This is a genomic window from Brachybacterium alimentarium (assembly GCF_002332425.1).
In the GTDB taxonomy this organism is placed as follows: Bacteria; Actinomycetota; Actinomycetes; order Actinomycetales; family Dermabacteraceae; genus Brachybacterium; species Brachybacterium alimentarium.
In genome coordinates, this window is sequence record NZ_NRGS01000027.1 from 1 (window position 1) to 24,955 (window position 24,955).

The window sequence follows — 24,955 nt, forward strand, 5'->3', positions numbered from 1 at the left end:
TAACAAACCCGGGGCGATTCAATCAGCCGCGCCCGCTCGATCTGGTCGGCCCCGTAGGAGCGGTAGCCGGTGAAGGGGTCCACGCGCCGTGGCGCGAGCAGCCCCGACTCGGCGTACATCCTCAGTGCCTTGGGGCTCAGGCCGCTCGCGGCGGCGAGTTCGCCGATGCTCAGCAGGCCCGGACCCGTCTGCTCGTGGGACATGCGTTCCTCCGTCGTGCCTCGCCCGGTTCCCCGGGCACCGGGACGATCCCGGCCATGGCCACCGTCCGGATTGTCCCAGGGGAAGGGTCAAGCGGCCGATGGGACAGGTGAAGGAACTCGTGACGGAACAGGCGACGGAATAATCTGTCGACCTGCCGGAACCCGGTGTGGTGCACTGCGTCCATGCACTTCTCGATCCGGCCCTTGGACGCGGCCTCCGACGCCGATATCGCCCAGTACGCCGCGCTCGACGTCGCGATGGACGAGGCCCTCTACGGCGGCCACGAGGTCTGCACGCTCGAGCAGTGGCGCGCTGCGCTCACGGACTCGCCGTACTATCGCAGCCGACGCTGGGTGGCCGTCGCCGAACCGTTCGAGGGCGGCGAGGTGATCGTCGGCAGTGCAGCGGTGTTCCTCGCGCAGGAGGAGAACCTCGAGACGATCGGTGCGCATGCCGCCGTCCATCCCGACTTCCGCGGCCACGGCATCGGGACGGCGCTCGTCGAGGAGGCGCTGATCCCGGCGATCCGTGCCACGGGCCGCGCTCTGGTCGAGTCCTACGGGGAGATCCCGGCCAGCGGCGACCCCGACGATCCGACGCTGCCGGTGCATCGTCTCGCCCGTCGCCTGGGCATCGAGCGCAGGAACCTCGCAGTGTGCCGCGTCCTGCCCCTTCCCCTCGAGGAGTCCCTGCTGACGTCCCTGCAGGACGAGGCCGAGGAGAGGGTCGGCGACCATCGCGTCGAGGTCTGGTTCGACGAGGTCCCCGAGGAGCACCTGGCGGACTACGGCACGCTGCTGCGCCAGATCGAGCTCGACGAGCCCGACGAGGACGTCGAGCACGAGCCGGCGGAGTACACCCCCGAGCGGATCCGCGCGAACGAGCGGCGGAGGCGGGACGCGGGCAAGCAGGCGATCATCGCCGTCGCGATCGCGCCCGACGGCAGCTTCGTCGGCAACTCCGAGGTGCACCTCCAGAAGGAGCCCGGCACGACGCTCGCCTTCCAGGAGAACACCCTGGTCATGCCTGAGCATCGAGGGCGCCGGCTCGGTCTCGCGCTGAAGGTCTCCACCCATCGGCTGCTCCGCGAACGAGCGCCCGGGCTGCGGGCGGTGGTCACCTGGAACTCGCACGTGAACCCGTGGATGATCGGGATCAACGAGAAGCTCGGCTACGAGATCGCGTACCGCGAGCTGGCTCTGCAGGGCCGTCCCGCTCTCTGACCGTGCGTGCGACATGCGGCGCGCGTGCGACACGCCGCAGTCCGTCGGCTCCCTGCCCCCGTGCCGCGCCCGGCCTAGGTTCAGGGCAACCGGCTGAGGGGGATCGGCGTGCAGGCAAGGCACCTCAGGAAGTCGCTGCGGCCAGGGCGGCCGCATGAGCAGTTCATGGTCGCGATCGCGATCATGGCGCTCATCATGTCCACCGGGATGGCCGCGGGCCTGCTGACCCACCTCTTCGCCCCGACCTCGGGCATCGCGGCACCGGAGGGCGCCGCGCAGCCGGTCGCGCCGCCGGGGGAGCCGTCCAACACCACGCGGTTGGACGACCGCGCCCGCATCACCGGGGACATCACCCCGAAGTCCGTCGTCGCCGGTCCCGGCGGGACGGTGATCGCGAACAACATGATGTACAGCCACAGCTCGACGCTCTACGACGCGTCCTCCCTCGAGCTGACCGCGACGGTCTCCGACGAGATCGACCTCGCCGACTACGGGATCGGAGAACGGGCCGGCGCCACGCGCGGCGCCCCGGTCGAGGCGGTGTTCTCGCCCGACGGCGCCCATGCGTACGTCTCGCAGTACTCGCTCACGGGCCCCGGGTCCGGCGCGCCGGCCACCGATGACTGCGCCGCAGGCGACGAGATCGGCACCTCGGCCGTGTTCCGCCTGGATCTGGCCAGCGCGCAGTGGGACCAGGTCATCGAGGTGGGGCGGGTCCCCAAGTACATCTCGCTCTCGCCCGACGGCAGCACCGCCCTGGTCTCCAACTGGTGCGATTCGAGCGTCTCGGTCGTGGACCTCGCGGCAGGGGAGGAGGTCCGGCAGATCCCGGTCGACGCAGCGCCCCGCGGCTCGGTGGTGCTGCCGGACAACCGCACCGCCTATGTGACCGCGATGTTCGCCGACGAGCTGTACAAGGTGGACCTGCACACCGGCGAGAGCGAGCTGGTGCTCGAGACCGGTCGCAAACCGCGCCACCTGGTGCTCTCGCCGGATGCCAGCCGCATGTACCTCACCGAGTCCGGTTCCGACCGGCTGCTGGAGCTGGACACCGCCACCGGCCGGGTGCTGCGGGAGGCGGAGACCGGTCGGGAGCCGCGCTCGATGACGATCTCGCCGGACGGTCTCGCCCTGTATGTGGTGAACTACTACGCGAACACGGTCTCGAAGTTCGACACCACGACCATGGAGGAGATCCAGACGGTCGAGGTGGGCCAGAACCCGATCGGGATCACCTATGAGTCCACGCAGCGCCGCGTCTGGGTGGCCAACTATGCGGGATCCATCGATGTCTTCGACGACACCGCCGTCCCCGAGGAGATGACATGAGCATGAGCGAATCCGACGTGCGGATCGTGCGGGCCTCGCGAGAGATCGCCGCACCGGCCGCGACCCTCTTCGAGCTCATCGCCGACCCTGCTGAGCAGCCCCGCTGGGACGGCAACGACAACCTCGGCAGTGCGGCTCCCGGTCAGCGGGTCACCGCCGTGGGGGACGTGTTCGTGATGACCCTGACCAAGGGCGCCGAGCGCGCCAACCACGTCGTCGAGCTCGAGGAGGGCCGACGGATCGCCTGGAAGCCCGGCGAGATCGACGGGCCGACGTTCGGCCAGCTCTGGCGCTGGGAGCTGGAGCCCCTCGACAACGGGTCGACGCTGGTCACGCACACGTACGACTGGACCGATCTGCACGGCCCGGAGGCGCGCATCCAGCGGGCGCGGTCCACGACCGCCGGGACCCTGCGCGCCTCGATCGATCGGCTCGCGGCGCTCGTCGAGGGCTGAGGGCGCGATGTCATCGGGCCCGTCGGGGGATCGTGACCGGGCAAGGGTGGAGTCCGCCCTCGAGCAGGCCATCGCACGCGGAGACTTCGACGACCTGCCCGGCGCCGGCACGCCGCTGGACCTGCCGCCCTCGCACGATCCCGACTGGTGGATCAGGCAGCGCCTCGCGGAGGACGACGTGGACCGCGACGCCCTGCTGCCCGTCGTGGTGCTGCTGCGCCGTGAGTACGAGCAGCGCGATGCCACCCTCGCCGAGCTGCCCGACGAGCAGATGGTGCGCGACTACGCGAACGACTTCACCGAGCGCGTGCGCGAGGACCGCCGCGGCACACCGCTGGCCCGGATGCTGGCGCCCGAGATGGATCCCGACGACGCCGTGGAGCGATGGCGCGAGCTGCGCGCCGCGACGGCCGACACCGAACCCGTGCGTCCGGAGCCCGTCGAACCGCCGCGACGGCGCCGCTGGTGGTGGCCGTTCAGCTGAGCGCCTTCCAGATGCCGAGCGCGGCGGCGACCCACTCCTCCGGTTCGGCGGCCGCATCCCTCGCGCCGTGGCCGCGCAGCCAGGCGCAGACGTTCTCGCAGTCCCGCTGCAGGAAGCTGCGACCGTGGGGGTTCGCGATCAGGTCGATGACCTGCGGGACATCGATGATCACGGGGTCCGGCTCCGCCTGGCGGGTGTCGACCAGGATGTTGTACGGCGAGAGATCGCCGTGCACGAGACCCAGCTCGGCGAAGCCCAGCACCACCTCCCGCAGGGCACGGGCCCAGCGCTCGATCGTCGCCGCGTCCGGCGTCGTCTCCTGCAGACGGGGAGCGGCGACCGCGCCGTGCTCGTCGTCGGTCCCGACGAACTCCATGCACACCTCGGTGCCGACGATCTGCACGGGATAGGGGACGGGCAGGCCTGCGGACCACAGCTTCCCGAGCACGTCGAACTCGGTGCGGGCCCACTGCGAAGCGGCGACCTGCCGGCCGAAGGCGGTGCCCTTGGCCATCGCCCGCGCTTCGCGGGTGTCCTTGCCCCGGCGCCCCTCCGTGTAGGCGTGGGAACGGTGGAAGCTCGAGTGCTCGGGGGAGCGGTAGCGCTTGGCGACCAGCAGCGTCGCCTCGCCGTCGGCGCCGGTGAGCAGCTCCTCGGACAGGGCCCGTTCGAGCAGGAAGGCGTCGGCCTCCTTGCCGGACTTGAGCACACCGAGCTCGGTGTCGATCGCCCCGTCGTGCTGGACGACCCAGTCGGGGAAGGGCTGCGGTCCACGGTCGAGGGTGTGGGCGGTCTCCGGCCAGGTGGACCAGCGCTGGTCCTCGTCGAGCTCGGCGACGGTCGCGGTGAACATGGCGCGGGCGAAGAAGGCGTCCCTGTCGAAGGACGAGGTCATGGGATCTCCTGAGGGGGTGACCTGCGAGATGCTCAGCAGGTCGGGGCGGAAGGGAGGACAGCAGGGGTCAGCACGGCGACAACCATCGGCTCCTCCTTCCCTCAGGGCCGGCCCGCTCGGGTCGGCGACGTGATCACGGTAGGACCGAGGCCGGGCGCGGTCCACCGAATATTCGGCGATGCTCTCGGCGAGCCCGGGCCCTGGACACCCGCAGCGGTCGCCGCAAGACTGGCCCGATGTTCCTCGAGAACCTCGGCATCGATGCCGTCGACCCGATCCGCCTCGGCCGCTTCTGGGAGGCGGCCCTGGGCACCACCGCGCTCACCGTGGAGCCCGACATCTATGAGACGCGCCTGGAGATCACGGGTGACGCCTACCTCGATCTGTGCTTCGCGCAGGTGCCGGAGCCTCCCATGTCGCCGCTGCGCCTCCACCTCGATCTGCGAGGCGGCGACCGACAGCTCGACGTGGCCGATCAGCTGCGGGAGTTCGGCGCGAGGGACCTCGACATCGGCCAGGGGGAGGTGCCCTGGATCGTGCTCGGCGATGTCGAGGGGACGGCGTTCTGCGTGAGGGAGGAGCGCGCGGAGTTCACCGGTACAGGGCCGCTCGCCGCTCTGCCCCTGGACTCCGCGGATCCGCAGCGGGACGCCGATTTCTGGGCCTGGTTGACCGGCTGGGCCGACGCCGACGCCGACGCCGACGTCCCCGGCATCGCCCCGCGCACGCTCCGCCATCCCTCTCTGCGGGGGCCCCTGCTGGAGTTCTGCGCGGAACCCGAGCCGAAGCAGGCCGGCGCCAAGAACCCGATCCATCTGGACATCCGGCTCGAGGACGAGGACGACGCTGACGAGATCGCCGCGCAGGTCGCCGAGCGCGGAGGCCGTGAGCTGCACCCTGACTGGGGCGAACTGCCCTGGCGGGTGTTCCAGGATCCCTCCGGCAACGAGTTCTGCCTCCTGCCGGCGCCCGGAGCGTCCGCATGACCGGCGCCCGGAAGACCACCGCCTTCCTGGCCGTGCTGCTCGGAGGGGCCGGGATCCTGCACCTCGCGAAGCCCGCCCCGTTCGACGCCATGGTGCCTCATGCCCTGCCCGGAGAGCCTCGGACCTATACCTATGCCTCCGCCGTCGCGGAACTGGGCGTGGCCGGTCTGCTCGCTGTCCCGTGCACGCGCCGAGCAGGCGGTCTCGCCGCGACGGCGCTGTTCGTGGCCGTGTATCCCGCCAACCTGCAGATGGCCTACGACTGGCGCCATGCCGAGCCGCGGAAGCGGGCGATCGCCCTTGCGCGCCTGCCCCTGCAGGGGGTGCTCATCGCACAGGGCCTGCAGGTGGCCCGCGCATCCAGGAGCCGTGCGGAGAACTCCTGAGCGCATCGGTGAGCGCCGATCGGCGCGGCTGATGACTGCGTCGGCGCTCCACGACGTGGACGCCTGCTAGGTGAAAGCTTCTACATGCTCTACTGTGGGCCGTCGTTCATCCGGTCCGAAGGAGCACCAGTGATCACCAGACGTTCCCTGCTCGGCGCCGCCGGGGCGACGGGGGTGGCTCTCGTCGGCGGCTGCGCCCGCGAGCCCGAGATCGATCGGTCCTTGGAGCCGCCGGCCGCGCCGGGCGACTCGGGCGCGATCACCTTCCAGATCTGGGACAAGGCCCAGGAGCCCGCGATGCAGCAGATCATCGACGCGTTCCACGAGCAGTACCCGGACATCGACGTGACCATGTCCTCCGCAGCCTTCGCCAGCTACTTCGAGCGGCTGCGCATCCAGGCGACCGGTGATGACCTGCCGGACGTCTTCTGGATCAACGGACCGAACTTCGAGCTCTACGCCTCCTACGGGATGCTCCAGGACCTCAGCGGGCTCGAGGGCTTCGACCCCGCGAACTATCCGGAGAACCTCACCGAGCTGTACACCTACCAGGGGTCGCCGTACGCGATCCCGAAGGACTTTGACACGATCGCGCTCTGGTACAACCGCGACCTCCTCCACCGCGCCGGAGTGGACGAGCCCACCGGCAGCTGGAGCTGGGAGGAGTACCGCGACGCCTCCGAGACGGTGACCCGTGCCCTCGGCGGGGAGCAGATCTGGGGCAATCCCGGCGGTGTCGCGAACCAGGCCTACATCTATCCGCTGATCATGCAGGCCGGAGGTTTCGTGCTGGACGAGGGGAAGGAGGGGAAGGCCGTCTCCGGGTACGACAGCCCGGGCGCGATCGAGGCGTTCTCCTTCCTCGACGGCATGATCCGTGACGGCATCGCCCCGGACGTCCGCTACACCGCGGAGAACGTGCCCTCGGACCTCTTCAACAGCGGACGCGCCGCGCTGCTCCAGTCGGGCAACTGGGAGGCCGCCCAGCTGCAGGACTCGCCGGTGCGGGAGCACCTCGGGGTCGCGCCGCTGATCCACGGGAGCGAGGAGGCCAACGTCATCCACGGGATCGGGTACGCGATGTCCGCGCGCAGCCGCAACAAACCGGCGGCCTCGGCGTTCCTCGCGTTCCTGGGGTCCGAGGAGGCCCACCGCATCCAGGCGGAGGCCGGCGCCGCCAATCCGGCATTCGTGGGCACCAACGACGCCTACATCGAGGCGATCCCGGAATTCTCCCTCGACGTCTTCGTCGAGGCCGCGGAGACCGCGAGGCCGTACCCGGCATCGCAGAACACCTCCGCCTGGCTGCAGCTGGAGGAGCTGCTCTTCCCCAAGATCCTCAGCGGGGACGGAGAGCTGGAGAAGAACGCCGCGGATCTCGCCATGAGGATGAACGGAGTGCTCGCCGATGAATCATGATCCCGCACCCCTGACAAGACGCCGACGGCGCGGCCGCGACGGTCTCTGGCCGCTGGTCTTCCTCGCCCCGCTCATGATCGGCGTGGTGGCCTTCTACTTCTGGCCGATCCTGGCCACCGTGCTGAACTCCTTCGCGAGCTTCGACCCGTTCGGAGGTCGCAGCTTCGCGGGGCTGGAGAACTATCGGACGCTGCTGGGCGACTCGTTCATCCCCCGAGCGGTCCTGAACACCGCCGTGTACACCGCGATCGTGCTGCTGGGCATCCCGATCGCCCTCGTCGTCGCCTCCCTCCTGACCCAGAAGGGCCTGCGCTTCTCCCGGTTCTACCAGGTGCTGTTCTTCCTCCCCGCCGTCTCGATGCCGGTTGCCGTCGCGCTCGTATGGCGGATGATCTTCAACCAGGAGTTCGGCGTCGTCAACTGGGCGCTGTCCGTGATCGGCATCCAGGGGCCGTACTGGGTGACCGCCCCCTGGTGGTCCCTGCTGGCGGTCTCCGTCGTCGGCCTGTGGTCGAGCCTGCCGCTCGCCGTGATCATCCTGTCGGCCGGTCTGCAGGGCGTGCCGCCGGAGCTCTACGAGGCCGCCCAGCTCGACGGAGCAGGAGCGCTGAAGCAGTTCCGGTCGGTCACCGTCCCGCTGCTGACGCCCAGCATCTTCTTCCTCATGATCATCACGGCGATCAACGGCTTCCAGCTGTTCGACCTGCTGTTCGCGATGATGGGCCAGGCCAACCCGGCGATGGCCGACACCCAGTCGCTCGTCTACCTGTTCTACTCCGAGGCGTTCCGCCAGAACGACCAGGGATATGCCTCGGTGATCGCGCTGCTGATCCTCCTGATCATCGGAGCATTCACCCTGCTGCAGTTCCAGGCCCAGAAGAGGTGGGTGCACTATGACTGACAAGCGCACGACACGACCCCGGTACGGGACCCACGCGGCCCTGCTGATCGGCGGAGCGGTGATGGTCTTCCCCTTCGCCTGGCAGCTGATCATGTCGCTGTCCACCCACGCGGAGGTCACCTCCGTGCCGCCGACGTGGTGGCCCGAGAGCCTGCAGTGGCAGAACTACCCGGCGGTCTTCGAGCAGATCCCGTTCTTCAACCAGTTCCTCACCACGGCGGCGGTCACCGTCGCCCGCGTCGTCGGCCAGCTGCTGCTGTGCGCGATGGCCGGATACGCCTTCGCGCGGATGGAGTTCCGGGGCAAGGGCATCCTGTTCGCCCTGGTGCTGTCGATCCTGATGGTGCCGTACCAGATCTATCTCATCCCGCAGTACGAGATCATCCAGGAGCTGGGATGGCTGAACACGGTCGCCGGTATCGCCGCCCCCGGGATCTTCAGCGCCTTCGGCACCTTCCTCATGCGTCAGCACTTCCTGGGCATGCCGCGCTCGCTCGAGGAAGCCGCCCGCCTGGACGGCGCGAACCCGTGGCAGACCTTCTGGCGGATCATGTTCCCGCTCAGCGGGCCGTCGCTGAGCGCCGTCGCGATCCTCACCGCACTCGCCTCGTGGAACGACCTGATGTGGCCGCTCATCGTGGCGACCTACGACGACCGCACCACGCTCGCGGTGGGACTGTCGACCATGCAGGGCCAGTTCACCACCGACTACCCGGTGATGATGGCGGCCAGCTTCATGGCCATGCTGCCGCTGATGATCCTGTTCATCGTCCTGCAGCGGCGCGTCGTCGAAGGTCTCGCGCACAGCGGCATGAAGGGGTGAGGACCCCCGAGTGGTATGGTGTGGATCACAGCGAGTGGTCTCGTGGCCGGTGTCGTGTGCTGGTCAGGGTCGCTCTCGCCGGACAGGACGCAAGGGGCCGACGGTCCAGACGTGCAGGGCCGCGCAGCCCGACCGTGTGCCGAGTCCGGCCGTGCTCTTCGTGGCGTCCGTGAGCATTCCGGGAAATGGCCGAGGATTCCTCCCCGACCTTCTGCAGAAGGTGCATTCCGATGAATCTGTTCCCGCTCGTCCTCTTCGCCGGGGCCTCGATCCTGCTCGTCGTGAGCCTCTCCTCCATGTACGCGACCAACGTGACGTTCTGGAAGGGGAAGGGACACATCTCCCCGTGGGCCGCCTACGTCTGCATCGCCGCCATCGTGGTCGCGGCCGCAGGCTTCCTGCTCACTCTGTGACCTCCCGGAGCAGCGGGATCGTCACGAGGACGCCCGCGCCGCCACGATCGTCGTGAGCACGCGGGTCTCCCGCAGGCGCAGCGCGGCCTCCCGCGCTGCGGCATCGACCATCAGCCCGTCGGCCCCGAGCGGGACGTCCCCGAACGGCGACTCCTCGAGCAGCACCAGATCCGCAGGGCCGCCCGCCTCGAGCCGGCGCACCCCGTCGGTCGAGGCGGCGAGGGCCTCGCGCGGCTGCAGCTGCTGCCCGGGGTGCCATCCTGGCCGGTCGTCGGCGCTGCGGTGCACGGCGGCGGCCATCGCCAGCCACGGATCCAGCGGCGCGACCGGGGCGTCGGAGCCGAGCGCGAGCGGCACGCCCGCGCTGAGCAGATCCCGCAGACGGAACGCCTGTGTGCCCCGGTCGGGCCACAGGCTCTCGGTGGCGTCGCGGTCATCCAGCAGATGCGCCGGCTGCACCGAGGCGGTCACCCCGAGCGCCGCCATCGCCGCGACGTCGTCATCGGTGAGCATCTGCGCGTGCTCGAGCCGGGCAGGGATGTCGACCTGCGCGATCGCCCCGAGGGCGATCTGGGCGGCGGCATCGCCGATCGCATGCACGGCGGCGGTGAGGCCCTGGGCGGACGCCCTGGTGAGGGCGTCCAAGAGCTCGTCCGCACCGTAGCTGAGCACGCCGCGACCCGCGTAGCCGTGACCGTCGGAGTACGCCTCGCGGGTGTACGCGGAGTGGGAGCCGAGCGCGCCGTCGACGATCACCTTCAACGGGCCCATCGTCACCAGGCCCGTCGGATCCAGCACGGTGCCCGTCGGCCCGGGGGCGTGCGCGAGCTCGGCGGGATAGACGGCGGTGCGGATACGCATCCGGGGCGACTGCGCGGGCCAGGACTCCCAGGGGCGGCCCCACTCCATGTCGACCAGGCCCACCACCCCGAGATCGAGCGCCTGCCGCTGCATCATCGCCGCTCCGGTCGCGACGGAGTCCTCGACACCGGGCAGCTCGGGCAGTCGCGGGGCGAGCGCGAACCAGTCCTCCTCGGCGAGGATGCCGTCGCGCGGGGGCACCCCCAACGCCGCGAGCGCCGCGGAGTTCATCCAGGCGTGATGGGCATCGCCGCCGATCAGGACGGTGGGCACCGCGCCGGTGACCTCGTCGAGGGCGGGCACCGTGGGCTGCACGGCGAAGTCCACCAGGCGGTGCCCGAAGCCGATCAGGGCCCGTCGCGGATCGGTGCGGTCATCGCGCCGCGCGTCCAGCTCGGCGCGCACCAGCTCGAGGATCACGCCCACGCTCTCGGCGCCGGAGGTGTTCAGCCGGGCATGGGCCTGCGAGAGCTGCCCGGTGTGCACGTGCTGGTCCCACAGCCCGGGGATCGCGATCGCACCGCCGCCGTCGAGCTGCTCCTCCCCGGCGGTGGGGGAGAGGGACGGGGCGATCTCGGCGATCACGCCGTCGTGGAGCCGGAGGTCGACCGGGCGGGCCGGGGCGTGGCCGGTCGCGGTGTCCACGGGCCGTATCTGTCTGATCAGCACCGATCCAGGGTAGCCCGGCCGGAGCGGATCATGACGACTGTCATGGGCAGATCGTGATCCCTGCGCCTGGGACGGCGGCGCGAGCGGAGGAAGGCTTGCTGGCATGAACACGTCGACTGCTCCTGCCACTCCTGCCACTCCTGCCGCTACGTCCGCCCCCGGCCCCGTCCCAGCCCCGACCTCTGCTCCTGCTGCTCCCGCGATCAGCCTGCGCGGACTCACCAGGACCTACGGGTCGGTGCGTGCGCTGGACGGCCTCGACCTCGAGATCGGTCGTGGCGAGATCGTCGCGCTGCTGGGCCCCAACGGCGCCGGGAAGTCGACCGCCATGGAGATGATGGTCGGCCTGGCCGCGCCCGATGCCGGCGAGGCCCGGATCCTCGGTGCCGACCCCGTCGAGGCCACCCGCACCGGTCTGATCGGCACGATGCTGCAGAGCGGGCCGCTGCTGCCGGACCAGAGCGTGCGCTCCATGCTGCGCCTGCTCCACTCCCTCCAGGCCCACCCGATGCCGCTCGCGGACGCCGCCCGCCAGGCCGACGTCACCGAGCTGCTCCCGCGCCGCATCGGCACCCTCTCCGGTGGGCAGGCGCAGCGGGTGCGCTTCGCGATCGCCCTGCTCGGCGATCCCCAGGTGCTGCTCCTGGACGAGCCCACCGTCGGCATGGACATCGGCGCCCGTCGCGCTTTCTGGGACCAGATGCGCGCGGTCGCTGCGACCGGACGCACCATCGTCTTCGCCACCCACCACCTCGACGAGGCCGAACGGGAGGCGCGCCGCGTGATCGTGATGGACCGCGGCCGCGTGGTCGCCGATGGCACCGGCCCGGAGATCAGCGCGATCGTCGGAGGCCGTGTGATCACTCTGCGCGGCGTCGACGCCGACGAGATCGTGGCGCTGCCCGGGGTGCAGAGCGCCGGGGCCGACGAGACGGATCCCGGCCGGGTGCGAGCCCTCTGCTCCGACTCCGACGCCGCCCTCGCCGCGCTGTTCACCGGGGACCTCGCCGGGCGCGTCCGCGAGGTGCTGGTCTCCGCCCCCGGTCTCGAGGAGGCCTTCCTGCGCATCACCGACCACAGCGTTCCCCGCGACCCCGCGGACGCCGCCGCACCCGACGCCGAGGAAGGAACCCGGCCATGAGCACCCGTACCAGCCCGGCATCCCGCCCCATCACCACCCGTACCACCCGTACCACCGCCATCCGTACCACCGCCACCCGTCCCCTCTCGCTCCGGAGCCACGTCATGACTACACCAGCGGACAGCACCGTCCTCAGCTCGCACACCAGCACCAGCACCAGTCCCGGAACCCTGGCACCGACGGACGCCCCCGTGGCGCCGGAGGCACCCGTCGCCCGGACGACGGCCACCCCGTCGGCCGCGCGTCGGACCGTGCACTACGCGCTGCACACCACCCGGATGACGGTCACCGACGTCCCGTTCATGGTGTTCACGATCGCGCTGCCCGTGGGCATGTACCTGCTGTTCTCGATGATGTTCGGGGATGAGGCCGACGGGCAGGCGCGCGGCATGATCATGATCAACATGGCCGCCTACGGCGGTCTCGGCGCCGCCGTCACCGCGGGCACCAAGATCCAGGAGGACCAGCGCAACGGCTTCCTGCGCCAGCTGATCGTGGCCGGCCTGTCGCCGCGCTCGTTCCTGGCCGGATCCATCCTGGCCGCGAGCGCCGTGATCATCCCGGCGCTGGCCGCCGTGGGCCTGGTCGGTCTGGTCAGCGGGGTGGAGGCGGCTCCCACCGCGTTCCTGGCGACGCTGGCCGTGCTGTGGCTGGGCCTGCTGCCCACCATCCTCGTGGGCCTCGTGCTCGGGATGGTGCTCAAGGGCGGCGCGGCGATGGCCGGCGGCGTCGTCACCATGATGGCGATGGCGATCTTCGGCGGGCTCTGGATGCCCCTGGAGATGTTCCCGACCTGGATGCAGTCCTTCGGCCACGCGATCCCCACCTACTGGATCTCGAGCCTCGGCGAATGGGCCCTCTACGGGACGTCGTTCCCGCTGACCGGAGTGGCCGTGATCGGCGCCTGGACCGCCGCGCTCGCCCTGCTGTGCACGGTGAGCATGTCCCGCGCGGTGGGCCTGAGCCGACGTTGACACGAGCGGACGCTGACACAATGAGCGCCATGGGGATCGAAACGGACGCGATGTTCGGGGCCCGCGGCCGGGGCACCGCGGAGGAGGCCGCCGCCCGGCCCTTCACGCCGCGCGCGATCCACCGTGCCGCGGTCGAGTCCGGCGGCCTGCCGTACTCGATCGCCCCCGTCCTGTTCGTCGTGATCCCGATCGTCTACGGCTGGATCGAGGCCCCGGGCCCGTCGGCCGTGGTGGTGACGCTCCTGCTGCTGGTGTACGGGGCGGCGTTCGTCTACTGCTGCGGCATCGGGATGTACCCCTTGCGGGTGCGGCTGGCCTGGTTCGCGCTGTGCACCCTGATCTTGCTCTCGCTGATCCCGTTGATCGGCCCGAACGTGCTGTTCATGGTGATGTTCCAGGCGATGACCCATGTGCTGCTGCTGCCGTGGAGATGGGCCGTGCCCTCCATGATGGTGATGAGCTTCGCGGTGATCGTGACCGCGGTGGCCACCGAGGTCTACCTCGCCGCCGGGATCGCGGTGATGGGCATGATGATGGCCTGGGGTATCGGCTACGGCATCCGCCAGCAGATCCTTCAGGAGCAGCTCGAGGCCGCCCACGAGCGCAACGCCGTGCTCGCCGTCGCCGCCGAGCGCGAGCGCATCGGCCGGGACCTCCACGATCTGCTGGGCCATTCGCTGACCTCGCTGACGATCTCCGCGCAGCTCGCCCGGCGCCTCCTGGACTCCGACCCCGACGCCGCCCGCGAGCAGCTCGCGCACATCGAGACGACGGTGCGCCAGGCCCTCGCGGACGTCCGCGCCACCGCGAGCGGCATGCAGAAGGTCCGCGCAGCCACCGAGATCGCGTCGGCCCGCAGCGTGCTCGGGACCGTCGGCATCCAGGCCGAGGTGCCCACCGCCCTGCCCCCGCTGCCCGACGACCGCGCCGAGCTGTTCGGTTTCGTCATCCGTGAGGGCGTCACCAACATCGTGCGCCACTCCCATGCCACCCGCGCCGCCATCACCGTCGACGAGCGTTCCGTGAGCATCGCCGACGACGGCGTGGGGATCCCCGATGGCTCCTCCCGCACCGGGCTGCGCGGTCTCGAAGCCCGCGTCACCGTGGCGGGCGGTGCTTTCGAGGTGACCACCGGTGAGGCGGGCACCCGCCTCACCGCGACGATGGAGGACCCGCAATGATCCGCCTCGTGGTCGCCGACGACCAGTCGATCCTGCGATCGGGCCTGGTGGCGCTGCTGCGCCTGGAACCGGACCTCGAGGTGGTCGGGGAAGCGGCCGACGGAGCGAGCACCCTCGCCACCGTCGCCGAGCACTCCCCGGACGTGCTCCTGCTGGACGTGCAGATGCCTGCCGGGACCCGGGCCGACGGGACGCCCGGTCCGTCCGACGGGATCGCGCTCGCGCAGGAGCTGCACGAGCTGCAGGCAGCGCAGGAGGCGCAGGCGCAGGCGCAGGGAGCGGGCCAGGAAGGCACTACCGGCCCCGAGGTGCGCGCGTCTGGCTCCGAATCCCGCGCGTCCGGCCCCGAGTCCCGCGCGTCCGGCCCCGAGTCCCGCGCGCAACCTCGCATCATCGTGCTCACGACCTTCGGCCGCGCCGGCTATCTGCGCCGCACCATGGAGGCCGGTGCGCAGGGATTCATGGTCAAGGACACCCCTGTCGAGCGCCTGGTGGATGCGATCCGACGCGTCGACCAGGGCCTGCTCGTGGTGGATCCCGAGCTCGCGGCGCAGTCGCTGTCCGTCGGAGCCAGTCCGCTGACCACGAAGGAGACCGAGGCGCTGCAGGGCGCCGCCGCCGGAGGCAGCACCGCGAAGATCGCGGCGACGCTCTTCCTCAGCGAGGGGACCGTGCGCAACCACATCTCCTCCGCCATCGGGAAGCTCGGGGTGGCCAACCGTGCCGAGGCCGTGCGTGCCGCCTCGGACAACGGCTGGATCTGACCGCCGGCTCGACAGTCCACCATTCCTGACCGCCGGCTCGACGGTCCACCAGTCCTGACCGCCCGGGCGAGTAGCCTTTCGGGGTGTCGACGATCGAAGCCCTGTTGGCGGACCTGATCCACGTCAGCGTCCCCGCCTTCGCGATCGCGTCGATGCTCTCGATGGGGCTGCGCACCCCGCTGCGAGCCTTCCGTCAGCAGCTGCGCGACCGCCGCACCGTGCTCGCGGTGCTCGGCGCGAACTTCGTGGTGGTCCCTGCGGTGGGCACGCTGCTCATCTGGCTCCTCGAGGGCATCCTCCCGCACCAGACCGGGTCAGGATTCATCATCGCCCTGTGCGCGGCGGGCGCGCCCTTCGTGCTGCAGCTGGGCGCGATGGCCCGCGTCCCCTACAGCGAGATCGCCGGTCCGATGGCGGTGCTCCTGCTCGGCTCGATCGTGTTCATGCCGCTGGTCGTCCCGTCGCTGCTGCAGCACGTCGCGGTCGACGGGTGGGCGGTGGCCCGACTGCTGCTGGGCACGATGCTCTCGCCGATGATCGCGGGGATCGTCATCGCCGCGGTGTGGCCGCGCCGCGCCGACCTGATCGCCCGCATCGCCGGCGGCGTCGCGGCGGTCTCCGCCGTCCTGCTGTTCCTCTCGGGCCTGGGCGCGAACACCGGGCTCGTGCTGCAGCTGCTGCTGTCCCCGGTGCTCCTGGTGGCCGTCGGATTGGTGGTCCTCGCCTTCGTGGCCGGCCGACTCTCCGGCGACCTCGCCGGGGACACCCTCACCCTCTCCGACGGGCCCGCGATCCTCACCAGTCAGCGCAACATCGCCGCCGCTCTGCTGGTGGCACGCACAGGAAACGGCGACAGCTCGATCGTGGTGGCGATCCTGCTGCTGAGCGCCGTCGGCTTCGTGATGCTCGTGCCCTACACCCTGGCCTCCGGGCTGATCCGGCGCCGCCGGGCGGGGGAGAAGACCTCGGTCGGCGTGCTGCTCGGCGTGGTCGGCCCGAAGACGGACTGAGCGACAGCGAGCGGACGCGAGCGACCGCCGCCCGTCTACCCGTGGGCCCGCCCGTCCGTTCGCCTCCCCGTCCGGCCGTCTGCCCGTCCACCCTCCCCGTCCGCTTGCCCACCCGTCCCCACCTCGGTTACTGGTTGGTACCCCGTCGGAACAGGCGTTGAGGCCGAGTCATTCCGCCTAGTACGACGGGGCAGACTGCTTCTGGTGCGTCGTGAGCGAGTCGGCACCTGGGTCTTCTGAACCGTTCGGGCGGGGACCGTGGGAGATGGGAGATGGGAGATGGGAGATGGGAGATGGGCGGTGGGCCGTGGCCGTGGCCGTGGCCGTGGGCCGTTGACGACGGGCGACGCACGACGGGCGACGGGCGACGGGCGACGGGCAACGGGCGGTGGCGGGCCCCCGCGGGCGCCGGTCAGCGGACGGGCTTCGCTCGCGGAGCTCGGCGCGCGAGGCCCCGCGGGCGGGGTTCAGCAGTGGGCGGACAGGTGTCCTGCGTCATCCCGTGCGTCGGGGATCCCGCCTACGCTTGCCCGGTGTCGTCCCTGCTGCGCATCGTCCGCTTCACCCGTTCCCTGGCCCCGCTGTACACCGCGGTCATCGTCTGCTCGGTGCTCACCGCCGCGGCCGGCCTGGCCGTTCCCTTCCTGATCGGCAACGCCACCGACACCGTCGCCGGCGCCGTCGAAGGCCGCACCGCCGCCGGGACTGCGGTGCGCGCCGTGGTGCTGATCGCCGCCGGAGTGCTGATCGCGGAGCTGTTCAGCACGGTGGTCTCCAACGTCGGCGGCTGGTTCGGCGACGTGATGAGCAACCGGATGCGCACGATCCTCTCGGTGCGCTACTACGACAAGCTGCTCCACTTGCCGCAGCGCTGGTTCGACGGCGAGGTCACCGGCACCATCGTGGCGAGACTGAACAGGTCGATCACCGAGATCACGAACTTCGTGAAGATGATGTCGAACTCGTTCGCCTCGATGCTGATCACCACCGCCGCGGTGCTCGCGATCAGCGCCTGGTACGCCTGGCCGCTCACACTGCTGCTGCTCATCGTGTTCCCCGTCTACGTGTGGCTGACCTCGCTGACGTCGGTGAAGTGGCAGCGGCTCGAGGGAGAGAAGAACGAGCAGGTCGATATCGCGTCGGGACGGTTCGCGGAGGTCGTCGGGCAGATCCGGGTCGTGAAGTCGTTCGTCCGCGAGCGCGGCGAGCTCGAGGACTTCTCCCGCCGCTTCCGCTCCACCGACGCCACCACGAGGGAGCAGTCCTCGCACTGGCACCGCATGGACGTGATCCGTCGGGCGTTCCTCAACATCATCTTCTTCGCGATCTACGCGATCATTTTCGTCCGCACCGTCCAGGGCGCCTTCTCCCTCGGTGAGATGGTGCTGCTGGTCCAGCTGATGACCATGGCCAAGGCCCCGGTGGAGTCGATGAGCTTCGTGATCGACTCCGCGCAGCGCGCGATCGCCGGGTCCAAGGACTACTTCCGGGTGATGGAGACTCCGGTCGATCCGCGCACCGCCGCGGTCATGGCCGCGCGTCCGTCCGACGCCGCCGATGCCGGGCATGCGGCCGGGACGGATGCGGCCGACGAGGTCCCCGCGTCGGCCGTGCCCACGGCCCACGTCGACCCGATCCCGGGCGCTCCGGTGGTCGCCTTCCGCAGTGTGGATTTCGCCTATGAGGACGGCGAGGACGTGCTGCACGCGATCGACTTCCAGGTCGACCGCGGGGAGAAGATCGCCCTGGTCGGGGAGTCCGGCGGCGGGAAGTCGACCATCGTGAACCTGCTGCTGGGGCTGTACGAGCCACGCACCGGGAGCGTCGAGGTGGTGGGTCATCCGAGCTCCGACCTGCCACTGGACCAGCTGCGCTCGCGCATCGGCGTGGTCTTCCAGGACGCGTCGCTGTTCTCCGGCACCATCCGCGAGAACATCGCCTACGGTCGGCCCGAGGCGAGCGACGCGGAGGTCATCGAGGCAGCTCGGCGCGCGAACGCCGATGCCTTCATCCTCCGCTTCCCCGACGGCTACGAGCAGGTGATCGGGGAGCGCGGTCTGAAGCTCTCCGGCGGGCAGCGCCAGCGCATCGCCGTGGCCCGGGCGATCCTCAAGGACGCCCCGGTGCTGGTGCTCGACGAGGCCACCTCCGCCCTGGACACGAAGGCCGAGATCCAGGTGCAGAAGGGACTGGACGAGCTGATGGACGGTCGCACCTCCCTGATCATCGCCCACCGGCTCTCGACCATCGCCGAGGTGGACCGCATCGTCACCCTCCGCGACGGGCACATCGACGAGATCGGCAGCCCCGCCGAGCTCGCCGACAGCGGCGGCATCTACGCCCAGCTGCTGGACCTCCAGAGCTCCGGCGACAGCCGCCGCCTCGCGAAGTTCGACATCACCGGTTGAGCAGCTCCGACGGCGCCGGACGTCTCGCGTTCCCGGTCAGCGCGGTGCTGGTGGTCGCGTCCCGTCCCTGACCAGGCGCGGGAGGATACGCACCAGCAGCACCATCGCGAGCAGCTCGACGAGGGTCTGGGTGACGACGGCGGCCGAGACCAGCGGCGAGGGCATCGCCAGAGCGAGGGGCAGCACGACGAGCGAATTGCGGGTCGCGCCCGAGAACGTCACGGCGCGAGTCTGCGCGGCCCCGAGCCGTGCAAGGCGGCCCGCGAGGACCCCGGCGGCGGTGGCGAGCGCGGCGAAGCCGACATAGACCGGCACCAGGGCGAGCAATGACGTGCCCGCGCCGAGCACCCGTGGGGTCTGGGAGCCGACGACGCTGATCAGCACGAGCGCCATGAGCGGCACCATCGCGACCGAGAGGTCCCAGCGCGGCGCGAGGTGCTGGATCAGCGTCGCCGCCAGCAGAGGCAGCAGCACCAGCAGCACGAGGGCGCGCAGGAACGGGAACGGCTCGATCAGTCCTGTCGCCGCGCCGCCGCTCAATAGCGGCACCAGCACCGGCAGCGCCAGCATCTGCGCGAGCATGAGCAGGGGAGTGGCGGCGAGCAGGCGATCCTTCGCTCCGCCCGCGAGGGCCGTGAACACGATGACGTAGTCGATGCACGGGGCGAGCAGCACCAGCAGTGCGCCGATCAGCAGCTCGGGGGAGCTCACGAGCGGCCGCGTGATCACCAGGACGATCACCGGCACCACCAGGAAGTTCAGGGCGAACAGCGTCAGCAGGAATCGGCGGTCCTGGAGGGCCGTGCCGATCCCGCGCAGGGGCATGCCATGGAAGGTGACCAGCAGCAGCGCGGCGATCGTCGGCTCCACCGCGACCTCGAGCCGCGGCGCACCGTGCGGCAGCAGGATCCCGACGCCGAGACCGAACGCGATCGCGGCGAGGTAGATCTGCACCTGATGCCGCTCGAGACCGGCCGGGAGGCCGGGGCGCGCAGGTCGCCCGGCCGCGCGGTCCCCGTGGTCCCCGCGCTGCGTCCCCCTGCGATCCGCCTCCATGCGAGCTGACGGTAGTTCGCGGATCCAGGGAGTGTTCGGGCGCTGCGCGATACCATGGCCCGGATCACACGCTCGGGGGCGACGAAGGAGCTCACATGGGATTCATCCAGGCATTCAAGGGCGCTGTCGGCGGAATGCTCGCCGATCAGTGGAAGGACTTCCTGACCGTTCCGAACGGTCTTCCGCAGACGGCCGCGCTGTTCCCGGCGGTGCCGCAGGGCACCAACGCCGGCCGCGGCTCGAACACTCGCGGATCCGAGAACATCATCTCCAACGGCTCCAAGATCCTCGTGCCCCAGGGGTATGGGCTGATCACGGTGGTCGACGGCCGCGCCACGGGTCTGATCACCGAGGCCGGCGGCTACGAGTTCACCGACTCCTCGCCGGATGCCCGCTCCGTCTTCGCCGGGGACGACGCCCTGGCCTCGACGGTCGGCACCTCCTGGGAGCGCTTCAAGTTCGGCGGGCGTCCCTCCTCGCAGCAGCTCGCCTTCTACGTGAGCCTCAAGGAGATCCCGGACAACCGCTTCGGCACCCAGTCCGAGATCTACTGGGACGACGCCTACCTCAACGCCCAGGTCGGCGCGGTGTGCCGCGGCTCCTACACGATGCGGATCATCGATCCGCTGCTGTTCGTGCACAACTTCGTGCCGGCGGCCTTCATCTCCGCGAACGCTCCGGTGTTCGACTTCTCCGATCCTGACAACGAGGCGGGCAGCCAGCTGTTCCGCGAGGTCGTCGGCTCGCTCGCCCAGGCCTTCTCGCGCTACACGAACGATCCGGACAAGGGCAACCGGATCTCTCGGATCCAGGGTGACTCGGTGGGCTTCGCGCAGTCGCTGTCGGCTGCGGTCGAGGAGAGCTACCGCTGGTCCAGCGACCGCGGTCTGGCGATCGTGAAGACCGCGATCGTCTCGATCGAGTACGACAAGAACACCCGCGAGCTGCTGAACGACGTGCAGAAGGCCGACGCCCTCTCCGGCGCCCGCTCGCAGTCCTTCATGAACCAGGCCGCGGCGCGCGGCGTGGAGTCCGCGGGGGAGACCGGTGGCGGTGCGGGCCTGGCGATGTTCGGTGCGGGCATGGGAGCGGCCGGCGGCATGGTGAACACCGCCCAGCCGTCGAACCCTGCCGGCCAGCAGCCCCAGCAGCCCCAGCAGCCCCAGCAGGCTCAGCCGCAGCAGCAGGGCCAGCCGCAGCAGCAGGCGGCCCCGGCGCAGGACGATCCGGTCGCGAAGCTCGCGCAGTACAAGCAGATGCTGGAGCAGGGCCTGATCACGGAAGAGGACTACGAGGCGGCGAAGAAGTCCGCGCTCGGCCTCTGATCTGAGATGACCGTTCCTCCCCAGGACCCGCGAGGGGTGCGCCCTGACCAGCCCCACCGGTCCGCTCGGCCCTCGGCCGACGGCGGGCCGGTCCAGGGCGCGCCCGCGGGGCCACCGCGGGGCGGGCAGCAGGGCCCGCCCCCGCAGCAGCCCCAGCCGCAGCAGCCGCGGCAGCCGCCGCAGCAGGGCTCGCCCCCGCAGCCGACCCCACCTCAGCAGCCCGCACCACCCCAGCAGCCGGCCCCGCCCCGGCCCCAGGGTCCGCAGAACCGCATCATCGACACCAGCTCGGGGCGCGACGACGGCCTGGACAAGTGCCCGACGTGCGGCGGCACGGACATCACGTACTCGCTGACGGCCAAGGCCCTGGTGTGCGCCTACTGCCGTCACGAGTGGAACGAGGTCAACGCCGAGGAGGCCTTCGGGCTGAACACCTCGATCGCCGACCTGCACGGCCACACCCTCGCCTCCGGCACCGCGGACGTCCGCGAGGACCTCACGATGATGACCCTGAAGTGCCAGGGCTGCGGCGCCGAGGTCGTCATCAACGTGAACCAGGAGCTGCAGGCCCGATGCCACTGGTGCCGCCAGACCCTCTCGGTGAACTCGCAGATCCCCAACGGGGCGGTGCCCGATGCGGTGCTGCCCTTCCAGCTCACCCGCGAGGAGGCGATCGCGCAGATCTCCGCGTTCGCGGACAAGCGCAAGGCCTTCGCACAGGGTCGGTTCAAGTCGGAGTTCGTCCCGGAGAACGTCATGGGGGTGTACATCCCCTACCTGGTCGTGGACGGCAGCATGCATGCCCAGCTGGGCGGGCGCGGCGAGGTCACCACCCGTCAGTACACGGTGCGCACCGGCTCGGGGAAGAACACGCGCAGCGAGACCTACTACGACGCGGACGTCTACTCCGTGCAGCGGGCCTTCGACCTGCTGGTGGACGACCTCACGGTGGAGTCCGCGCAGCGCTTCGACGCCCGGGACAATTCGCACGCGACCAACAACATCCTCAATGCCGTTCAGCCGTACGACACCGAGAACGCCGTCGCCTACAACTCCAACTACCTCAAGAACTTCACGTCCGAACGGCGCGATCTCAACGTGCGTGACGTCGACGACGAGGTCGAGGAGAAGTTCCTGTCGATCGCCCGGGCGAAGGCCACTCCGACCATCGGCCGGTACGACCGCGGGGTGCGCTGGGAGCAGGAGGGCGTCGCCGTGCGCGGCACCCGGTGGGTGTCGGTGAACGTGCCGGTGTGGCTGTACAGCTATGCAGACTCCGCCGTCGGCGACGGGCTGGTGCACTACATCGCGGTCAACGGCCGCAACGGCAACACGATGGGCTCCGTGCCGGTCTCGCACCCGAAGATCTTCGCGGTCTCCTGCTTCGCGGGCTCCATCGCCGCGGTGATCGGCGCAGTGGTGGGCTTCGGCTGGTTCTTCGCAGGATGACGACCACGACCATGTCACCGATCGATGAGGGAAGGGACACCGACGATGCTTCCATTGCTCGCTGAGCTGGCCGCGGATCCGGTCACGCCGATGCTGCTGGCCGATTCCGGGGACGGCGCCGTCGGCCTCGCCTTCCCCTTCATCGCCGGACCGGCGGTGTTCGCCGCGGTCTACGGCGGCATCTACCGCTACTACCGCAACACCGACAAGCGCCACCATTTCGAGAAGGAGACGGAGGTCGCCGTCGGCAACCTCCAGCGGCGCGATCAGAAGGTCGGTTCCAACAACCGACAGCGCAGCCGCACCATGGGCGGCGACAACTCCACCGACCCGCTCGAGCGGGTCCACCGGATCTCCGTGAAGTAGCCCGATGACCAGCGCAGATGGTCCCTCGAGCGCAGACGCCCCGACGGCCACGGACGGGCGCTTCGACGCGATCGTCGTCGGTGCCGGGCTGTCCGGACTGGTGGCCGCGACCCGGATCGCCGACGGCGGCCGACGGGTCCTGCTGCTCGAGCGCGAGGGCGAGCAGGACCTCGGCGGGCAGGCCTGGTGGAGCTTCGGCGGGCTGTTCCTCATCGACTCCCCCGAGCAGCGCCGGATGGGGGTCCGCGACAGCCTGGACCTGGCGCGTCAGGACTGGATGGGCTCGGCCGCCTTCGACTCCGCCGAGGACCACTGGCCGCGGCGCTGGGCCGAGGCCTATCTGCAGTTCGCGGCAGGGGAGAAGCGCGACTGGCTGCACCGGATGGGCCACCGGTTCTTCCCCGTCGTCGGCTGGGCCGAACGGGGCGACGGCCGCGCCGAGGGCCACGGGAACTCCGTGCCGAGGTTCCACATCACCTGGGGCACCGGGCCCGGCGTCGTCGAGCCCTTCGCCCGCGCGCTCGCGGCGCACCGCGAGACGGGCAGGATCCGCCTGGCGACCCGGCACGCCGTCGAGGAGCTCCTCGTCGAGAGCGGTCGCGTCGTGGGCGTGCGGGGCAGCGTGCTGGAGGCCGACACCACCGCCCGAGGGGTCGGTTCCTCCCGCGAGGTGACAGGGGAGTTCGAGCACCGCGCCGCCGCGGTGGTCGTCGCGACCGGCGGCATCGGCGGCAACGAGGAGCTGGTGCGGCAGCTGTGGCCCGCGGACCTGGGCGCCATGCCCGAGGATTTCGTGCACGGCGTGCCCGCGAGCGTCGACGGGGCCGGGATGCTGGCCGCCGAGACGGCGGGCGGCCGCTGGATCCATCGGGACCGCATGTGGCACTACACCGAGGGCATCCGCAACTGGGACCCGGTCTGGCGCGGTCACGGGATCCGCATCCTGCCGGGCCCGTCGTCCCTGTGGGTCGACGCCCGCGGCCGACGCTTGCCGGCGCCCGCGTATCCCGGATTCGACACCACCTCGACGCTGCGCCATCTGCGCACCACGGGGCACGACCACTCCTGGTTCGTGCTCACCCCGAAGATCATCGAGAAGGAGTTCGCGCTCTCCGGCAGCGAGCAGAACCCGGACCTGACCGGAAAGGACATCCGGCAGGTGCTCTCCCGCGTGAAGCCCGGAGCTCCCGCCCCGGTGCAGGCATTCCTCGACCATGGCGAGGACTTCCTGCAGGCCGACAGCGTGCCGGAGCTCGCCGCCGCGATGAACCGCCTCACCGGGGCCGACCTGATCGATGCCCGTGACCTGGAGCGCGTGGTCCGTGCCCGCGACGCCGAGATCCTCAACCGCTTCACGAAGGATGCGCAGATCACCGCCCTGCGCGGCGCCCGGCGCTACCTCGGGGACCGTCTCATCCGCACGGCGGCCCCGCACCGTCTACTGGATCCCGGTGCGGGAGGGCTGATCGCGGTGCGTCTGCACGTGCTGCTGCGCAAGACTCTCGGCGGCCTGGAGACGGACCTCGGCGGGCGGGTGCAGCGCTCGACGGGGCCGGAGCCCGGCGCGCTGCCCGGCCTCTACGCGGCGGGCGAGGCCAGCGGCTTCGGCGGCGGCGGAGTGCACGGGCACAACGCGCTCGAGGGCACCTTCCTCGGCGGATGCCTGTTCTCCGGCCGACAGGCCGCCGCCGGCGTGCTCGAGGACCTGCGATGAGCACGAGGGCGCTGCTGATCACGGGCGCGGTCGGGGTCGGCAAGACGACGGCGGCCGACGCGATCGGGGACGAGCTCGCGATCCGCGGGGTCCCCGGTGCCGTGATGGACCTCGATCGGCTGCGTCAGGCCTGGCCGGCCCCGATCGACGACCGCTTCCAGACGAAGCTCACCCTCGCGAACCTCCGGTCGATGACGCGCAACTATCGCGACGTGGGAGCGCAGGTGCTCGTCGCAGCAGGAGTCCTGGAGACCCGCGAGGAACGATTGGCCCATGAGAGTGCCTTCGGCTGCCCGCTCACGGTCGTGCGCCTGACCGCCCCGCACGAGGTGGTCCGCGCCCGGCTGCATCGCCGTCATGAACTCGACCCGAACGGTCTCGCCTGGCACCTGGACCGGTACGACGAGCTCACCGCGATCCTCGATGCCGCGATGGTGGCCGACACCGAGGTGCCGAACTCCGGCACTCCCTCGCATACCGCGCGTGCGGTGCTCGACGCAGCGGGCATCTGAGCGCCCA

The 24,955-nt window shown here is 70.6% G+C and carries 25 protein-coding genes; 21 read left to right on the forward strand and 4 right to left on the reverse strand.

Translation table 11 applies throughout. The features are described 5' to 3' along the window. Positions 1-203, reverse strand: a 203-nt coding sequence (locus tag CIK71_RS14840) for a MerR family transcriptional regulator (protein ID WP_141393735.1), incomplete at its 3' end; no start/stop codon positions are given. Positions 204-386: 183 nt separating this feature from the next. Here CIK71_RS14840 and CIK71_RS14845 point away from each other — a divergent pair. The 4 genes from CIK71_RS14845 (at position 387) to CIK71_RS14860 (ending at position 3,695) form a co-directional block, all read left to right on the forward strand. Beyond that, on the forward strand, positions 387-1,427 hold the full coding sequence (locus CIK71_RS14845) for a GNAT family N-acetyltransferase (protein ID WP_096166463.1): 1,041 nt from the start codon (positions 387-389) through the stop codon (positions 1,425-1,427). 165 nt (positions 1,428-1,592) lie between these two features. Beyond that, positions 1,593-2,756 (forward strand): YncE family protein, encoded by a 1,164-nt coding sequence (locus tag CIK71_RS14850; protein WP_245857630.1) that lies wholly within the window; start codon positions 1,593-1,595, stop codon positions 2,754-2,756. Beyond that, positions 2,753-3,211: an SRPBCC family protein gene (locus CIK71_RS14855; protein ID WP_217990178.1), complete on the forward strand. Its 459-nt coding sequence runs from the start codon at positions 2,753-2,755 to the stop codon at positions 3,209-3,211. The genes CIK71_RS14850 and CIK71_RS14855 overlap by 4 nt, the downstream gene beginning before the upstream one ends. A gap of 46 nt (positions 3,212-3,257) precedes the next feature. Then, on the forward strand, positions 3,258-3,695 hold the full coding sequence (locus CIK71_RS14860) for a DnaJ family domain-containing protein (RefSeq protein WP_245857633.1): 438 nt from the start codon (positions 3,258-3,260) through the stop codon (positions 3,693-3,695). Here the strand turns inward: CIK71_RS14860 and CIK71_RS14865 are convergent. Then, positions 3,688-4,590: a serine protein kinase RIO gene (locus CIK71_RS14865; protein WP_096166466.1), complete on the reverse strand. Its 903-nt coding sequence runs from the start codon at positions 4,588-4,590 to the stop codon at positions 3,688-3,690. The two genes, CIK71_RS14860 and CIK71_RS14865, sit on opposite strands and share 8 nt — an antisense overlap. 236 nt (positions 4,591-4,826) lie before the next feature. On the opposite strand from CIK71_RS14865, the gene CIK71_RS14870 reads away from it, so the two are divergent. The 6 genes from CIK71_RS14870 (at position 4,827) to CIK71_RS14895 (ending at position 9,518) form a co-directional block, all read left to right on the forward strand. Next, positions 4,827-5,576, forward strand: a complete 750-nt coding sequence (locus CIK71_RS14870) for a VOC family protein (RefSeq protein WP_096166467.1) — start codon at positions 4,827-4,829, stop codon at positions 5,574-5,576. Further along, entirely contained in the window at positions 5,573-5,962 is a 390-nt protein-coding gene (locus CIK71_RS14875) for a DoxX family protein (protein WP_096166468.1), read from the forward strand. The genes CIK71_RS14870 and CIK71_RS14875 overlap by 4 nt, the downstream gene beginning before the upstream one ends. Positions 5,963-6,091: 129 nt before the next feature. Then, positions 6,092-7,381 carry an ABC transporter substrate-binding protein gene (locus CIK71_RS14880; protein WP_096166469.1) on the forward strand — a complete coding sequence of 430 codons (1,290 nt, stop codon included), beginning with the start codon at positions 6,092-6,094 and terminating at the stop codon, positions 7,379-7,381. Further along, a complete protein-coding gene (locus tag CIK71_RS14885; RefSeq protein ID WP_096166470.1) occupies positions 7,371-8,282 on the forward strand; it encodes a carbohydrate ABC transporter permease in 912 nt (303 codons plus the stop codon). The genes CIK71_RS14880 and CIK71_RS14885 overlap by 11 nt, the downstream gene beginning before the upstream one ends. After that, positions 8,275-9,105 (forward strand): carbohydrate ABC transporter permease, encoded by an 831-nt coding sequence (locus CIK71_RS14890; protein ID WP_096166471.1) that lies wholly within the window; start codon positions 8,275-8,277, stop codon positions 9,103-9,105. Before CIK71_RS14885 ends, CIK71_RS14890 begins: the two co-directional genes overlap by 8 nt. Before the next feature lie 230 nt (positions 9,106-9,335). Beyond that, entirely contained in the window at positions 9,336-9,518 is a 183-nt protein-coding gene (locus CIK71_RS14895) for a hypothetical protein (RefSeq protein WP_096166472.1), read from the forward strand. A gap of 21 nt (positions 9,519-9,539) precedes the next feature. Here CIK71_RS14895 and CIK71_RS14900 read toward each other — a convergent pair whose 3' ends face one another. Continuing rightward, entirely contained in the window at positions 9,540-11,048 is a 1,509-nt protein-coding gene (locus tag CIK71_RS14900; RefSeq protein ID WP_096166473.1) for an amidohydrolase, read from the reverse strand. 103 nt (positions 11,049-11,151) lie between these two features. On the opposite strand from CIK71_RS14900, the gene CIK71_RS14905 reads away from it, so the two are divergent. From CIK71_RS14905 to CIK71_RS14930, 6 genes are all read left to right on the forward strand, one after another. After that, entirely contained in the window at positions 11,152-12,189 is a 1,038-nt protein-coding gene (locus CIK71_RS14905; protein ID WP_096166474.1) for an ABC transporter ATP-binding protein, read from the forward strand. Next, complete coding sequence (locus tag CIK71_RS14910; protein ID WP_241964007.1) at positions 12,186-13,163, forward strand: ABC transporter permease; 978 nt, start codon at positions 12,186-12,188, stop codon at positions 13,161-13,163. The genes CIK71_RS14905 and CIK71_RS14910 overlap by 4 nt, the downstream gene beginning before the upstream one ends. A 29-nt stretch (positions 13,164-13,192) precedes the next feature. After that, on the forward strand, positions 13,193-14,344 hold the full coding sequence (locus CIK71_RS14915; protein WP_245857635.1) for a sensor histidine kinase: 1,152 nt from the start codon (positions 13,193-13,195) through the stop codon (positions 14,342-14,344). Then, on the forward strand, positions 14,341-15,108 hold the full coding sequence (locus tag CIK71_RS18080) for a response regulator transcription factor (RefSeq protein WP_245857639.1): 768 nt from the start codon (positions 14,341-14,343) through the stop codon (positions 15,106-15,108). The genes CIK71_RS14915 and CIK71_RS18080 overlap by 4 nt, the downstream gene beginning before the upstream one ends. An 83-nt stretch (positions 15,109-15,191) precedes the next feature. Next, positions 15,192-16,118 carry a Na+-dependent transporter gene (locus tag CIK71_RS14925; RefSeq protein WP_096166476.1) on the forward strand — a complete coding sequence of 309 codons (927 nt, stop codon included), beginning with the start codon at positions 15,192-15,194 and terminating at the stop codon, positions 16,116-16,118. 533 nt (positions 16,119-16,651) lie between these two features. Continuing rightward, a complete protein-coding gene (locus CIK71_RS14930) occupies positions 16,652-18,526 on the forward strand; it encodes an ABC transporter ATP-binding protein (RefSeq protein WP_096166477.1) in 1,875 nt (624 codons plus the stop codon). Between the two features lie 36 nt (positions 18,527-18,562). Here CIK71_RS14930 and CIK71_RS14935 read toward each other — a convergent pair whose 3' ends face one another. After that, positions 18,563-19,582 (reverse strand): arsenic resistance protein, encoded by a 1,020-nt coding sequence (locus CIK71_RS14935; RefSeq protein ID WP_096166478.1) that lies wholly within the window; start codon positions 19,580-19,582, stop codon positions 18,563-18,565. Between the two features lie 95 nt (positions 19,583-19,677). Between CIK71_RS14935 and CIK71_RS14940 the strand changes: the two genes are divergently transcribed. Genes CIK71_RS14940 through CIK71_RS14960 form a run of 5 tightly spaced genes read left to right on the forward strand, consistent with a single transcriptional unit; the run spans position 19,678 to position 24,948 of the window. Continuing rightward, positions 19,678-20,907, forward strand: coding sequence for an SPFH domain-containing protein (locus CIK71_RS14940; RefSeq protein WP_096166479.1), 1,230 nt, complete (start codon positions 19,678-19,680; stop codon positions 20,905-20,907). A gap of 6 nt (positions 20,908-20,913) precedes the next feature. After that, on the forward strand, positions 20,914-22,356 hold the full coding sequence (locus tag CIK71_RS14945; protein WP_241964015.1) for a TFIIB-type zinc ribbon-containing protein: 1,443 nt from the start codon (positions 20,914-20,916) through the stop codon (positions 22,354-22,356). Positions 22,357-22,401: 45 nt separating this feature from the next. Then, positions 22,402-22,722, forward strand: a complete 321-nt coding sequence (locus tag CIK71_RS14950) for a hypothetical protein (protein WP_096166480.1) — start codon at positions 22,402-22,404, stop codon at positions 22,720-22,722. A gap of 4 nt (positions 22,723-22,726) precedes the next feature. Then, a complete protein-coding gene (locus CIK71_RS14955) occupies positions 22,727-24,436 on the forward strand; it encodes an FAD-binding dehydrogenase (protein WP_096166481.1) in 1,710 nt (569 codons plus the stop codon). Then, the gene (locus CIK71_RS14960; protein ID WP_096166482.1) at positions 24,433-24,948 is read left to right on the forward strand and encodes an AAA family ATPase; all 516 of its coding nucleotides are present in this window, start codon (positions 24,433-24,435) and stop codon (positions 24,946-24,948) included. Before CIK71_RS14955 ends, CIK71_RS14960 begins: the two co-directional genes overlap by 4 nt. Positions 24,949-24,955: the final 7 nt, after the last annotated feature.